Raw genomic sequence first — 13,189 nt, 5'->3', positions numbered from 1 at the left:
AGTCCGTGACCCAATACGAAGATGGTGCCGTCGTCGACGGCGTGCACTACCACCAGTTCGACATCGTGATCGTGGGCGCCGGCGGCGCGGGCATGCGGGCGGCCATCGAGGCCGGCCCCAAGGCCAAGACGGCGGTCATCTCCAAGCTCTACCCCACCCGCTCCCACACGGGCGCAGCGCAGGGCGGCATGGCCGCAGCGCTCGCCAACGTGGAGGAGGACAACTGGGAGTGGCACACCTTCGACACCGTCAAGGGCGGCGACTACCTCGTCGACCAGGATGCGGCCGAGATCCTCGCCAAGGAGGCCATCGACGCGGTCATCGACCTCGAGAACATGGGTCTCCCCTTCAACCGCACGCCCGACGGCAAGATCGACCAGCGGCGCTTCGGCGGCCACACCCGCGACCACGGCAAGGCGCCCGTGCGCCGGGCCTGCTACGCGGCCGACCGCACCGGTCACATGATCCTGCAGACGCTGTTCCAGAACTGCGTCAGGCTCGGCATCAACTTCTTCAACGAGTACTACGTGCTCGACCTCGTGATGACGAAGGTCGACGGGGTCGACAAGCCCTCCGGCGTCGTCGCCTTCGAGCTGTCGACCGGTGAGATCCACGTCTTCCAGGCGAAGGCAGTGATCTTCGCCACCGGCGGCTTCGGCAAGATCTACAAGACCACCTCGAACGCGCACACCCTCACGGGCGACGGCGTGGGCATCATCTGGCGCAAGGGCCTGCCGCTCGAGGACATGGAGTTCTTCCAGTTCCACCCCACCGGCCTCGCGGGGCTCGGCATCCTCCTCACCGAGGGAGCGCGAGGCGAGGGTGCGATCCTCCGCAACGCCTCGGGTGAGCGGTTCATGGAGCGCTACGCCCCCACCATCAAGGACCTCGCACCGCGCGACATCGTCGCCCGCTGCATGGTGCAGGAGGTGGCCGAGGGCCGCGGCGCAGGCCCGCACAAGGACTACGTGCTGCTCGACTGCACCCACCTGGGTGCCGAGGTGCTCGAGACCAAGCTCCCCGACATCACCGAGTTCGCGCGCACCTACTTGGGTGTCGACCCGGTGGTCGAGCCCGTTCCCGTCATGCCGACCGCGCACTACGCGATGGGCGGCATCCCCACCAACATCAAGGCCGAGGTGCTCTCGGACAACGACACCGTGGTGCCCGGCCTCTACGCCGCCGGCGAGTGCGCGTGCGTCTCGGTGCACGGCTCCAACCGTCTCGGCACCAACTCGCTGCTCGACATCAACGTGTTCGGCAAGCGCAGCGGCAACTACGCCGCGGAGTACGTGCAGACCGTCGACTTCACTCCCCTGCCGCCCGACCCCGCGAAGGCGATCGTCGACCTCGTCGCGTCGCTCCGCTCCGGCACGGGCACCGAGCGGATCGCCCTGATCCGCAAGGAGCTGCAAGACGAGATGGACAAGAACGCTCAGGTGTTCCGCACCGACGAGTCGCTCGAGTCCGTGACCCACACCATCCACCGCCTCCGCGACCGGTACCGCAACATCCAGGTGCAGGACAAGGGCAAGCGGTTCAACACCGACCTGCTGGAGGCGATCGAGCTGGGCTTCCTGCTCGACCTCGCCGAGGTGGTCGTGTACTCGGCGCGCAACCGCCAGGAGAGCCGCGGCGGTCACATGCGTGACGACTACCCCAAGCGCGACGACGACCAGTACATGAAGCACACCATGGCGTATCTCTCGGGCGACCCCCTCTCGAGCGATGCCGACGATCACATCCGGCTCGACTGGAAGCCCGTGGTGATCACGCGCTACCAGCCGATGGAGAGGAAGTACTGATGACGCTAGTTGTCGACGAGGCGCCCGCGGGCGGCCCCGCACCCGAGGCACCCATCGAGGCGTTCACCGTGACGCTCATCATCCGTCGCTTCGACCCCGACGCCGACGACGAGCCGCGCTGGCAGGACTTCGACGTGCAGATGTTCGCGACCGACCGCATCCTCGATGCGCTGCACAAGATCAAGTGGGAGCAGGACGGGTCGCTGACCTTCCGTCGCTCCTGCGCGCACGGCATCTGCGGCTCGGATGCGATGCGCATCAACGGCCGCAACCGCCTGGCCTGCAAGACGCTCATCAAGGACCTCGACATCACGAAGCCCATCTACGTGGAGGCCATCAAGGGTCTTCCGCTGGAGAAGGACCTCATCGTCGACATGGAGCCGTTCTACGCCTCCTACCGCGACGTGCAGCCGTTCCTGCAGTCGTCGACGCCCCCGCCCAAGGACAAGGAGCGCATCCAGTCGGTCGCCGACCGCGCCCGCTTCGACGACACCACGAAGTGCATCCTGTGCGCCGCGTGCACCTCGTCGTGCCCCGTGTTCTGGACCGATGGGCAGTACTTCGGCCCCGCCGCCATCGTCAACGCGCACCGCTTCATCTTCGACTCGCGCGACGAGGCGGCGCAGACCCGCCTCGACATCCTCAACGACAAAGAGGGCGTGTGGCGCTGCCGCACCACCTTCAACTGCACGGATGCGTGCCCCCGCGGCATCCAGGTGACCCAGGCCATCGCCGAGGTCAAGCAGGCCATCATGCGCGGCAAGCCGTAACCTCTCCCGCACGGCGGTATCGACGGAGCCTCAGCCCTCACGAGGGCTGAGGCTCCGTCGTCTCCTCCGTGGTGCGGCACGGGGCGGGCGCGGGCGGGGTGTCCGTGTCAGGCTGGGGGGATGAGCGAGGTGCGCAAGGAGACCGGGGTTCCCAGGGGGAACAGCGCGGTGCAGGACGACAAGGCCACCACGAAGACATCGGCCGGTTCGCCGCCCGCCGTCGAGATCGAGACGAAGCACGACGGGCCGGAGAAGCCGCCCACGGGCATCGCCAAGCTCATCGCGTGGGTCATGGAGCTCAAGCCCGTGCGGGTGTTCCTGCGCTTCGGCGGCAGCGGCGGCGAGATCATGGCCTCCGGCATGTCGTTCCAGGCTGTGTTCGCCATCTTCGCGGGCATCTGGGTGGGCTTCTCGATCTTCGGGATCGTGCTGGCCGGCAACCCGGCGCTGCTCGACTCGATCGTGGCGCAGCTCGGCAGCGCCATCCCCGGCCTCATCGGCGAGGAGGGTGCCATCGATCCCTCGGCCCTCACCGAGGCGCGCATCTTCGGCTGGACCGGGGCGATCGCCCTCGTGGGATTGATCCTCACGGCCATCGGCTGGCTCGCGTCGACCCGCGACTCGATCCGCCGCCTGTTCGGGCTCCAGCCGCCTACCACGCTCTTCCTGCTGCTCAAGGTGAAGGATCTGGGGCTCGCGATCGCCTTCGGTCTGGCGATCGTGCTCTCCTCCACGGTGAGCCTGCTCAGCAACCAGGGCCTCTCGCTCGTGTTCACGCTCTTCGGCATCGACACCAGGTCGCCGTTCGCGCTGTTCGTGGCGTGGCTGCTCGGTGTGGCCGTGGTGTTCGTGTTCGACACGCTCGTGCTGGCCGGGGCCTTCCGGGTGCTCTCGGGAGTCAAGATCCCGCGGCGACGGCTCCTCGCCGGTGCCGCCATCGGCGGTGCGGCGCTCGGGGTGCTCAAGATCCTCGGCGCGCAGCTGCTCGGCGGGGCCACGAGCAACCCGCTGCTCGCCTCGTTCGCCGTGATCATCGGCATCATGATCTTCCTCAACCTGGTGTGCCGGGTCATCCTCATCGCGGCCACGTGGATCGCGGTGGGCATGGACGACGCGGGGATCGATCCGCGCTCGCTCAGCCCCGAGGAGATGGAGGCCGAGCGCGAGCGCCGGGTCGCCGAGGCGCGCGACGTGCTGGTCTCGGCCGAGCGCGAGCGCCTGGAGGAGCAGATGTCGGCCGCCCACGGGCTGGAGCGCCGCCGGTTGCGCAAGAAGCTGGAGAAGCTGGATGCGCTCGACGAGGCCAAGAAGGTCGAGCTCGCGAAGAAGCGCTGACCGGAGCGTGTCGGTGGCCCCCGGTAAGCTTCTCGACATGCCAGGCAAGCCCCTCAGAGTCGCATCCGTCAACGTCAACGGCGTGCGCGCCGCCTTCCGCAAGGGCATGGGCGAGTGGCTCGAGGGCCGCGACGTCGACATCCTCGCGATGCAGGAGGTGCGCGCCTCCACCGAAGACCTCGAGGGTCTGCTCGGCCCCGACTGGAACATCCTGCACGACCCGGCCACGGCCAAGGGCCGCGCGGGTGTGGCTATCGCGAGCCGCGACAAGGCGGCCATCCACCGCGTGGTGCTCGGCCCCGACGACTTCGACAGCGCCGGGCGCTGGCTCGAGGCCGACTACGAGTGGGAGGGCAAGGTGGTGACGGTCGTCTCCACCTACGTGCACTCCGGCGAGGTGGGCACTCCCAAGCAGGTCGAGAAGGTCAAGTTCCTCGACGCGATGCTCGAGCGCCTGCCCCTCCTGCACGAGCACACCCCGCTCGCGCTCGTGGTGGGCGACCTCAACGTGGGCCACCGCACGCTCGACATCAAGAACTGGCGCGGCAACCAGAAGAAGGCCGGGTTCCTGCCCGAGGAGCGCGCCTACTTCGACAGGTTCGTGGGTGCCGAGGGCGACGACGACTACAACGCAGGTGCCGGCCTCGGCTGGGTCGACGTGGGCCGCCGGTTCGCCGGCGAGGTCGAGGGCCCGTACACGTGGTGGTCGCAGCGCGGCAAGGCGTTCGACACCGACACCGGGTGGCGGATCGACTACCACCTCGCCACCTCCGAGCTCGCCGCCACGGCCACCTCGTACACCATCGACAAGGCCGATGCGTGGGACACGAGGTGGAGCGATCACGCCCCCGTCGTGGTCGACTACGCCCTCTGACGCCACCGGACCTCGGGCCCACGACTCCCCTCGAACTAGGACGCACCGCATCATGAACGAACAGAAGCCCCGCCTGCTCTCCGGCATGCAGCCCTCCGCCGACTCGCTGCACCTCGGCAACTACATCGGCGCCCTGCTGAGCTGGAAGGAGCTGCAGCAGACCCACGACGCGTTCTTCTTCCTGGCCGACCTGCACGCCATCACGGTGCCGCAGGAGCCGGGCGCCCTCCGCGCCAACACGCGCCGCACGGCCGCCCAGTACATCGCGGCGGGCATCGATCCCTCCGCCTCCACCCTGTTCGTGCAGTCGCACGTGCCCGCCCACGCCGAGCTGGCCTGGGTGCTCAACACCCTCACCGGTTTCGGCGAGGCGGCGCGCATGACCCAGTTCAAGGACAAGTCGGCCAAGCAGGGCCAGGACTCGGCGTCGGTGGGCCTCTTCACCTACCCCATCCTGCAGGCCGCCGACATCCTGCTCTACCAGCCGCACGAGGTGCCGGTGGGTGAGGACCAGCGGCAGCACATCGAGCTCACGCGCGACCTGGCTGGCCGCTTCAACTCGCGCTTCGGCGAGACCTTCCGGGTGCCGCGGCCGTACATCCTCAAGGAGACCGCCAAGATCTTCGACCTGCAGAACCCCACGGCCAAGATGTCGAAGTCGGCGGAGTCGACCGCGGGCATCGTCTGGCTGCTCGACGAGCCCGCGGTGAGCGCGAAGAAGATCATGCGCGCGGTCACGGATGCCGACGGCGAGGTGCGCTTCGACCGCGAGGCCAAGCCGGGGCTCGCCAACCTGCTCACGATCTTCGCGATGCTCGCCGGCCGCTCGGTCGACGACGTCGTGGCCGAGTTCACCGGCGGCGGCTACGGCACGCTCAAGAAGGCCCTCGCCGAGGTCGTGAGCGAGACGCTCGGGCCCATCCGCGCCCGCACGCTCGAGCTGCTCGACGACCCGGCCGAGCTCGACCGGCTGCTCGCCGTGAACGCCGATCGCGCCAACGAGGTGGCCGAGGCCACCCTCGCCTCGGTCTACGACCGCGTGGGCCTGCTCCCCCGCCGCCGCTGACGGCGAGGAGGTCAGTGCAGGTCGCCGCTGGCGCCCACGATCTCCTCGCGCACCCGGCGCAGATCCTCGAGCAGTGAACCGATGAGGATCCAGTGGGTGGGGTGCGGCAGGATGGCCCGGAGCGGCGCCGTGAGCACGGGCTCGTCCTCCCCGAGGTCGTCGGTCTCCTCGAGCGGCAGGTGCGAGTGCTGCATCACGAGCCGCAGGTCGTGCGCAGCCCGCCGCAGCTCCTCGCCGATCGCGCGGGCGGTGGGCTCGCGGTGCAGCGTGTCGTCGAAGCGGTCGTTGAGCGCCCTCGCCATGCCGAGCACACGCGTGACCACGATCGTGAGCATGGCGAGCAGCTGCGCATCCGCCGCGATCTGCTCGCGCTGGGCGTTGCGCCGCGGGTTGAAGCGCAGTCCGTCCTCCGCGGCGGTGATGGCCGCCTCCGCCTTCTTCTGCATGGGCCGCAGCAGTCGCGCCTCCACCAGGAGCCCGGTGCGGTACGCCTCGTCGGTCGGGGAGCTCAGGATGGCGGCGAGCCCGTCCATGGTCGCGGCGACCTCCCGCCCGAGTGCCCCCACCGCCTCGTTGGCCGGCTTGAGGGCGATCGGCGGCACGATGAGCCAGTTCACGAACACCCCGATGACCGCGCCGATGACGGTCTCGATGATCCGCTCCACGGCGTAGCCGGGGGTGGCCGCGCCGATGGCGAGCACGAGCATGGCGCTGATCGGGATCTGCACGGTCGAGGACTGGGGGAACCGCAGCGCCCACCCCACGAGCAGCGAGACCGCGATGGCCACGAGGATGACCCAGCTGGGGGTGCCGAACACGAGCGCGGCGAGGTAGGCGATGAGCACACCCACGATCACGCCGATCGAGCGCTCGATGCCGCGGCTGAGCGACTGGTTGACACTCGGCTGCACCACGATGATGGCCGCGATCGCACCGAAGATCGGCACCTGCTCCGGCGCCACGAACGAGCACACGATCCACGCGAGCACGGCGGCGGCGGCCGTCTTGAGCACCTGCAGCAGCGGCGTGCGGGAGCTGGTCTGGAAAGCCCTCGCCGGGGCCAGCGTGCGCCGGGCGAACGAGGTGAGGCGCGCCCGAGCGCCGGCCGGGGCCGGTGGCACGGGGGTGCTCGAGTTGTCGCTCACCCCTTCACCGTACGCCTGGACGCACGGCCGGACGGTCCGCCGGGCGGGCGTCCCTCCGTCGGCTCAGGTGACCGACGGCGCCTTGCCCGCGGTCTCGACCTCGACGGCGCCCTTGCTGTGCTGCCGGTGGTCGCCGAACACCCACACCCGGTACAGCACGAACCGGAAGGCCGCGCCGAGGGCGAGCCCCACCACGTTGCCGGAGATGTTGTCGGCCAGGAGCGAGGTGTAGCCCAGCACGTAGTGCGAGAACCACAGGCAGGCGAGCCCGATCCCCATGCCCACGATGCTCACGGCGAAGAACTCGAGGCTCTCGCGCAGCACGTCGTGCCGCCGCCGCTCGCGGAACGTCCAGAACCGGTTGCCGAGCCAGTTGACCACGATGGCGAGGCCCGTGGAGATGAGCTTCGCCACCACCGGGCCCTCGTGCATGACCTCGGGGCTCATCACCGTGAGCCGCAGCAGGTTGAAGACGCCCACGTCGACCACGAAGCCGACACCGCCGACCAGGCCGAACCGGATGAACTCGGAGAGGAGGATACGCCACCGCGACCGGGGAGCCGGGGCACTGCTCATGGAGGTTCTGCCGTTCTGGATGATGAGGAGGAAGCGAACATTGAGTATCTTCCAGGTCAATGCTGAGCGTATCGGGCAAGAATGAACGGAAAGCATCACTACGCTTTCGAGCGCAGACAGCAAGTCCTGATCGATTGAGGAACACGTGGCGAAGACCCTGGTCGTGATACCGACCTACAACGAGATCGACTCCGTGGGCGGCGTCATCGCTCGCGTGCTGGAGACGGTGCCCACCGCCCACGTGCTCGTGGTCGACGATGGCTCCCCCGACGGCACCGGGCCGCTGGCCGACGGGCTCGCCGCGGCCGATGCGCGCATCCACGTGATGCACCGCACCGAGAAGAACGGTCTGGGCGCCGCCTACGGTGCCGGCTTCCGCTGGGCCCTGCAGCGCGACTACGACTTCGTGGTGGAGATGGACGCCGACGGGTCGCACCAGCCCGAGGAGCTCCCCCGCCTCATCGCGCTGCTCGAGAGCGGCCACGACATGGCGATCGGCACGAGGTGGATCCCGGGCGGCGTGATCGTCAACTGGCCCGGCTACCGCAAGTTGATCTCGCGCACCGGCACCGCCTACGCACGGGTGCTGCTGCAGTCGCGCCTGCACGACCTCACGAGCGGCTACCGCGGCTTCCGCGCCGACTCCCTGCGCACCATCGACCTCGCCACGCTCAACTCGCAGGGCTACTGCTTCCAGATCGAGATGGCCTGGCTCTTCGAGCGCAGCGGCGCCCGCATCGGCGAGTTCCCCATCACGTTCATCGAGCGCGCAGAGGGCACCTCGAAGATGTCGACCGGCATCGTGGTGGAGGCCCTCGCGAAGGTCACCGGCTGGGGCCTCTCGGGCTTGATGGGCCGCGCTCCCGAGCGTCTCGCCCTGCCGGCCACCGGCACCGCCTCGCGCTGAGCCACGCGCCACCCGCCGCTCGTCACCGCTCGTCACCGGCCATCCGGGAATACCAGAGGCCCTCAGATGTTGAGGTGTACGATATTCGATACGTGCTCCGGGGTCAGTGAGATTCTGAACCGGCGGTGATAGTCCGCGAGCCAAGGTCGAGGGTTGCGTCGAGAGACGCAGCACGAGACCGCGGCTGACCTGGTGGAACTCCAGGACCGACGGTAATGGTGAGGCTCCGGCCTCCCTCAGTCCGGATGAGAGGCGCACGGGCGGTTCGGCGTTCAGTCGACCGTCGGCGCTTCCGCGCACCCCCGGGGCTCGTCCGACGACGAGGAACCCGGATGACGAGAGCTGTAGAGACCGAGGCCATGCGCCGGTCCCTGGCGCTCGCGGCGCGAGGCCCACGCCACGGCGTCAACCCGCAGGTCGGCTGCGTGCTGCTCTCGCCCACGGGCGAGGTCCTGGCCGAGGGCTGGCACCGCGGAGCCGGCACCCCGCACGCCGAAGTGGCCGCCCTCGCGGCGCTCGCGCATCCGGAGCTCGCCCACGGCGCCACCGCCGTGGTCTCCCTGGAACCGTGCAACCACCACGGCCGCACGGGCCCGTGCAGCGTCGCGCTCATCGAGGCGGGCATCTCCCGCGTGGTCTTCGCCGTTGCCGACCCCGGTGGTCGCTCCCGAGGCGGCGCCGCGCGGCTGCGCGAGGCCGGGCTCGACGTGGAGGAGGGCCTGCTGGCCGCTGAGGCGGAGGAGGCAATCCGTCCCTGGCTCACGGCCACCCGGCTCGGCCGGCCGTTCGTGACCGTCAAGTGGGCCTCGAGCCTCGACGGCCGCGCGGCTGCCGCCGACGGCTCGAGCCGCTGGATCACGGGCCCCGTGGCCCGCGCCGACGTGCACCGCCGACGGGCCGAGGCGGATGCCATCGTGGTGGGCACGGGCACCCTGCTGGCCGACGACCCCGCCCTCACCGCCCGCGACGAGAACGGCCTGCTGCCGCACCAGCCCGCCCCCGTGGTGGTGGGCCGCCGCGAGGTGCCGGCCACGGCGCGCGCCCACGCGCATCCGCTGCCCCTCACGGTGTTCGATCACCACGACCTGACCGCCGTGCTGCGCTCCCTCTACGACGACGAGGTGCGCGCGGTCTTCGTGGAGGGCGGGCCCACCCTCGCGAGCGCCTTCCTGGCCGAGGGCCTCGTCGACGAGGTGCTCGTCTACCTGGCCCCCACGCTGCTCGGCGGCCCCGTGACCGCGCTCGGCGACCTCGGAGTGACCACGATCGACGAGCAGCGCCGCCTGCGCATCACGGCGATCGAACGACTTGGCGACGACCTCCTGCTCGTCGCACGACCGGACGCCTCGGCGCCCACGAAGGAGTAGACGGTGTTCACCGGAATCATCGAAGAGCTCGGCGAGGTGCTGGCAGTCGAGCGCACCGCCGACGCGGCCATCATCACCGTGCGCGCCCCCCTGGCCGTGAGCGACGCCCACCACGGCGACTCGATCGCCGTCTCCGGCGTGTGCCTCACGGTCGTCGACCAGACCGCCGACACGTTCCGCGCCGACGTGATGGCCCAGACGCTCAGCATGTCGACCATCGGATCGCTCGCCGTGGGCGACCCCGTCAACCTCGAGCGCGCCGCCCGGGTGGGCGACCGGCTCGGCGGGCACATCGTGCAGGGGCACGTCGACGGCACCTCCACGGTGCTCGCGGTCACCCCCGGCGAGGCCTGGAGCGTGCTGAGGTTCACCCTCGACGACACCCTGGCACCCCTCGTGGTGGACAAGGGATCAATCTCGGTCTCGGGCGTCTCGCTCACGGTCTCCTCCGTGGGCCACGACGAGGGTGGGCCCCACGCAGGCGGGCACTGGTTCGAGGTCTCCCTCATCCCCGAGACGCTCACCGCCACCACCCTCGGCGCCCTTGCAGCCGGGGATCGGGTGAACATCGAGACCGATGTGCTGGCCCGCCACGTGGAGCGGCTCGTCTCGTTCAACCGCGGCGCCGGGAGCGCATCATGAAGCTCTCCCCCATGCCCGAGGTGCTCGAGGCGCTGCGGGCCGGAAAGCCCGTGCTCGTCTCCGATGCGGCCGACCGCGAGAACGAGGGCGACGCCATCATCTCGGCCGCCCTCGCCTCCACCGAGTGGATCGCCTGGATGGTGCGCTGGACCTCGGGGTACCTGTGCGCTCCCATGTCGGGCGAGCGGGCCGACGAGCTCGCGCTGCCGCCCATGGTGGTCAACAGCGAGGACACGAAGCACACGGCCTACACGATCACGGTCGACGCGGCCGAGGGCGTGACGACCGGCATCAGCGCGCACGACCGCGCCCTCACCCTGCGTGTGCTCGGCGACCCCGCCTCCACGCCGTCGAGCCTCATCCGCCCCGGCCACATCGTGCCGCTCCGGGCTGTGCCCGGGGGTGTGCGCGAGCGCGCCGGTCACACCGAGGCGGCCGTCGACCTGCTGAAGGCCGCAGGGCTCGAGCCCGTGGGGGCCATCGGCGAGATGATCTCGGACGACGGATCCGCCATGCTCATGGACGAGCTCGTCGCCACCGGCGAGCGCTTCGGCCTGCCGGTCACCACGATCGAGCTGCTCATCGCGTACCTGGACGAGCAGGACGGCGAGCCGAGCGCACACGAGTCGGCCGCGCTCGAGCCGGCCGGGCTCGAGCTCGCCGAGCCGGCCCGCGTCTCCGAAGCGCTGCCCGGCTCGGACTCCGGGCGCGTGCAGTTCGAGGTCGAGACCCTCGTGCCCACCGTGCACGGTCCGCTGCGCATGCGCGCCTACCGCGATCTCGAGACGGGTGCCGACCACGTGGCCATCGTCTCGGGCGAGCTCGGCCTGTCGGCCGACGGCGAGCTGCCGCTCGTGCGGGTGCACTCGGAGTGCCTCACGGGCGAGGCGTTCGGCTCGCTCAAGTGCGAGTGCGGGCCGCAGCTCGACACCGCACTCGACCTCATCGCCGAGCACGGCGGCGTGGTGGTCTACCTGCGCGGCCACGAGGGGCGGGGAATCGGCCTCGTCAACAAGCTCAGGGCCTACCGCCTGCAGGAGGACGGCCTCGACACGCTCGACGCCAACGTGGCGCTCGGGCTGCCGGCCGACGCCCGCGACTACGGGGCCGCGGTGGCGATCCTCGACGATCTGGGCGCTCAGCGCATCCGTCTGCTCACCAACAACCCCGAGAAGGTGAGCCAGCTCGAGGCCCGCGGCATCGAGGTGGTCGAACGCATGCCCCTCATCGTGGGCGAGACCGACGACAACCGCGGCTACCTCGACACCAAGCGCGACCGCATGGGGCACGTGCTGCCCGCCGCGCTCTGATCCCCCTCGATCACCCTCACCGACCCTCCCATCGAAAGGACCCTCCCATGAGTGGAGCAGGAGCCCCCCGCCTCGACGTCGTCGACGGCACCGGCCTGAACATCACGATCGTGGCCGGCACCTGGCACGACGTCATCACCGACGGCCTCATCGCGGGCGCGCAGGCCGCGCTCGACGAGGCGCACGTCACGAGCACGCTCGTGCGGGTCGCCGGGAGCTTCGAGCTGCCCGTGGTCTCGAAGGCCGCGCTCGAGGCGGGCGCCGACGCCGTGGTGGCGCTCGGCGTCATCATCCGCGGCGGCACCCCGCACTTCGAGTACGTCTCGGATGCGGCGACGTCGGGGCTCACGCAGGTGAGCATCCTCACCGGCAAGCCCGTGGGCTTCGGCGTGCTCACGCTCGACACCGAGCAGCAGGGCCTCGACCGGGCGGGACTGCCCGGCTCGAAGGAGGACAAGGGTCGCGAAGCGGCCGAGGCCGCGGTCGCCACCGCGATCACGCTGCGAGCGATCCGGGCCTGAGCCCGGACTCACGCCCGCCGGGTCAGGGCTGGGCGCCCTGCCACGAGACCGAGAGCGCGGCGGCCGTGGAGGCGGCCTGCATCGCATCGGCCTCTGTCGACCCCGCGGCGAGCGCCGCCGCGAGCGTGCCGCAGTAGCAGTCCCCGGCGCCGGTGGTGTCGACCACGGTGGAGACCGCTCCGGCCGGCACCTCGAGGTCGCCCCACCGCGAGCCCCGCGATCCGAGGGTCACGAGCACCGAGGGCGGCACCGCGCCCCCACCGTTGAGGCCTGCGAGCATGAGCTCGTTCTCGTGCTCGTTCACCACCACCGGACGCGCCAGCCCCAGCACCTCGGCCGGCAGCGCGGCGTACGGTGCGAGGTTGAGCACCACACGCGCACCCCGCCCGGCCGCGATGCGCACCGCCTCGGCCACCACGGCCGGCTCCACCTCGAGCGAGGCGAGCAGCACGTCGCCCTCGGCGAGCGAGTGCAGCGGCGCGAGGTCGCCCACCGTCACCCTGCCGTTGGCGCCGGGCGACACGATGATCGTGTTCTCGCCGTCGGCGGCCACCGCGATGGCCGCGTGACCCGTGGCGACGCCCGCGGTGCGCGCGATGTGGGTGGTGTCGATGCCGTACTGCGCGAGCCGTCGCAGGTAGGCGTCGCCGTCGGCGTCGTCGCCCACCCGGCCCACGAAACCGACCCTGGCCCCCGCTCGAGCCGCGGCGATGGCCTGGTTGGCCCCCTTGCCGCCGAAGTGCTTCACGAGGTCGCCCCCGAGCAGCGTCTCCCCGGGCGAGGGGTGCCGCTCCACCTCCACCACCGAATCGATGTTCAGCGAACCCAGCACCACGACCGTACCCACACGGACCTCCTCGAAACGTCTCCC

At 70.5% G+C, this 13,189-nt stretch carries 13 protein-coding genes and 1 riboswitch; of the genes, 10 read left to right on the top strand and 3 right to left on the bottom strand.

Translation table 11 applies throughout. The features are described 5' to 3' along the window. The first annotated feature begins 5 nt into the window (after positions 1–5). The 5 genes from sdhA (at position 6) to trpS (ending at position 5,850) form a co-directional block, all read left to right on the top strand. Positions 6–1,805, top strand: coding sequence for a succinate dehydrogenase flavoprotein subunit (gene sdhA / locus ACEXQC_RS18430; protein WP_374825676.1), 1,800 nt, complete (start codon positions 6–8; stop codon positions 1,803–1,805). Next, the gene (locus ACEXQC_RS18425) at positions 1,805–2,575 is read left to right on the top strand and encodes a succinate dehydrogenase iron-sulfur subunit (protein WP_374825674.1); all 771 of its coding nucleotides are present in this window, start codon (positions 1,805–1,807) and stop codon (positions 2,573–2,575) included. The genes sdhA and ACEXQC_RS18425 overlap by 1 nt, the downstream gene beginning before the upstream one ends. A 120-nt stretch (positions 2,576–2,695) precedes the next feature. Next, complete coding sequence (locus ACEXQC_RS18420; protein ID WP_374825672.1) at positions 2,696–3,910, top strand: YihY/virulence factor BrkB family protein; 1,215 nt, start codon at positions 2,696–2,698, stop codon at positions 3,908–3,910. Positions 3,911–3,947: 37 nt separating this feature from the next. Continuing rightward, positions 3,948–4,784 carry an exodeoxyribonuclease III gene (locus ACEXQC_RS18415; protein ID WP_374825670.1) on the top strand — a complete coding sequence of 279 codons (837 nt, stop codon included), beginning with the start codon at positions 3,948–3,950 and terminating at the stop codon, positions 4,782–4,784. A 52-nt stretch (positions 4,785–4,836) separates the two neighbouring features. Continuing rightward, positions 4,837–5,850: a tryptophan--tRNA ligase gene (gene trpS / locus ACEXQC_RS18410; RefSeq protein WP_374825668.1), complete on the top strand. Its 1,014-nt coding sequence runs from the start codon at positions 4,837–4,839 to the stop codon at positions 5,848–5,850. An 11-nt stretch (positions 5,851–5,861) separates the two neighbouring features. Here trpS and ACEXQC_RS18405 read toward each other — a convergent pair whose 3' ends face one another. Then, a complete protein-coding gene (locus ACEXQC_RS18405; protein WP_374825666.1) occupies positions 5,862–6,995 on the bottom strand; it encodes an FUSC family protein in 1,134 nt (377 codons plus the stop codon). Positions 6,996–7,058: 63 nt separating this feature from the next. Then, positions 7,059–7,571, bottom strand: a complete 513-nt coding sequence (locus ACEXQC_RS18400) for a GtrA family protein (RefSeq protein ID WP_374825664.1) — start codon at positions 7,569–7,571, stop codon at positions 7,059–7,061. A 145-nt stretch (positions 7,572–7,716) separates the two neighbouring features. Here ACEXQC_RS18400 and ACEXQC_RS18395 point away from each other — a divergent pair, with 145 nt between their 5' ends. The 5 genes from ACEXQC_RS18395 (at position 7,717) to ribH (ending at position 12,318) form a co-directional block, all read left to right on the top strand. After that, positions 7,717–8,478 carry a polyprenol monophosphomannose synthase gene (locus tag ACEXQC_RS18395; RefSeq protein ID WP_374825662.1) on the top strand — a complete coding sequence of 254 codons (762 nt, stop codon included), beginning with the start codon at positions 7,717–7,719 and terminating at the stop codon, positions 8,476–8,478. A gap of 89 nt (positions 8,479–8,567) precedes the next feature. Next, positions 8,568–8,739: riboswitch (FMN riboswitch) on the top strand. Positions 8,740–8,810: 71 nt separating this feature from the next. Next, positions 8,811–9,845, top strand: a complete 1,035-nt coding sequence (gene ribD / locus ACEXQC_RS18390) for a bifunctional diaminohydroxyphosphoribosylaminopyrimidine deaminase/5-amino-6-(5-phosphoribosylamino)uracil reductase RibD (RefSeq protein WP_374825660.1) — start codon at positions 8,811–8,813, stop codon at positions 9,843–9,845. Positions 9,846–9,848: 3 nt separating this feature from the next. Next, complete coding sequence (locus tag ACEXQC_RS18385; RefSeq protein ID WP_374825658.1) at positions 9,849–10,487, top strand: riboflavin synthase; 639 nt, start codon at positions 9,849–9,851, stop codon at positions 10,485–10,487. Then, on the top strand, positions 10,484–11,797 hold the full coding sequence (ribA, locus tag ACEXQC_RS18380) for a GTP cyclohydrolase II (protein WP_374825656.1): 1,314 nt from the start codon (positions 10,484–10,486) through the stop codon (positions 11,795–11,797). Before ACEXQC_RS18385 ends, ribA begins: the two co-directional genes overlap by 4 nt. Before the next feature lie 47 nt (positions 11,798–11,844). After that, positions 11,845–12,318: a 6,7-dimethyl-8-ribityllumazine synthase gene (ribH, locus tag ACEXQC_RS18375; RefSeq protein WP_374825654.1), complete on the top strand. Its 474-nt coding sequence runs from the start codon at positions 11,845–11,847 to the stop codon at positions 12,316–12,318. Between the two features lie 22 nt (positions 12,319–12,340). Here ribH and ACEXQC_RS18370 read toward each other — a convergent pair whose 3' ends face one another. Next, positions 12,341–13,165, bottom strand: coding sequence for a ribokinase (locus ACEXQC_RS18370; RefSeq protein ID WP_374825652.1), 825 nt, complete (start codon positions 13,163–13,165; stop codon positions 12,341–12,343). Between the last annotated feature and the right edge of the window lie 24 nt (positions 13,166–13,189).

The sequence above is a fragment of the Herbiconiux liukaitaii genome (assembly GCF_041927495.1).
Lineage (GTDB): Bacteria > Actinomycetota > Actinomycetes > Actinomycetales > Microbacteriaceae > Herbiconiux > Herbiconiux liukaitaii.
The sequence above is the reverse complement of the archived record's forward strand: the minus strand, read 5'-3'. Positions and strand labels throughout refer to the sequence as shown.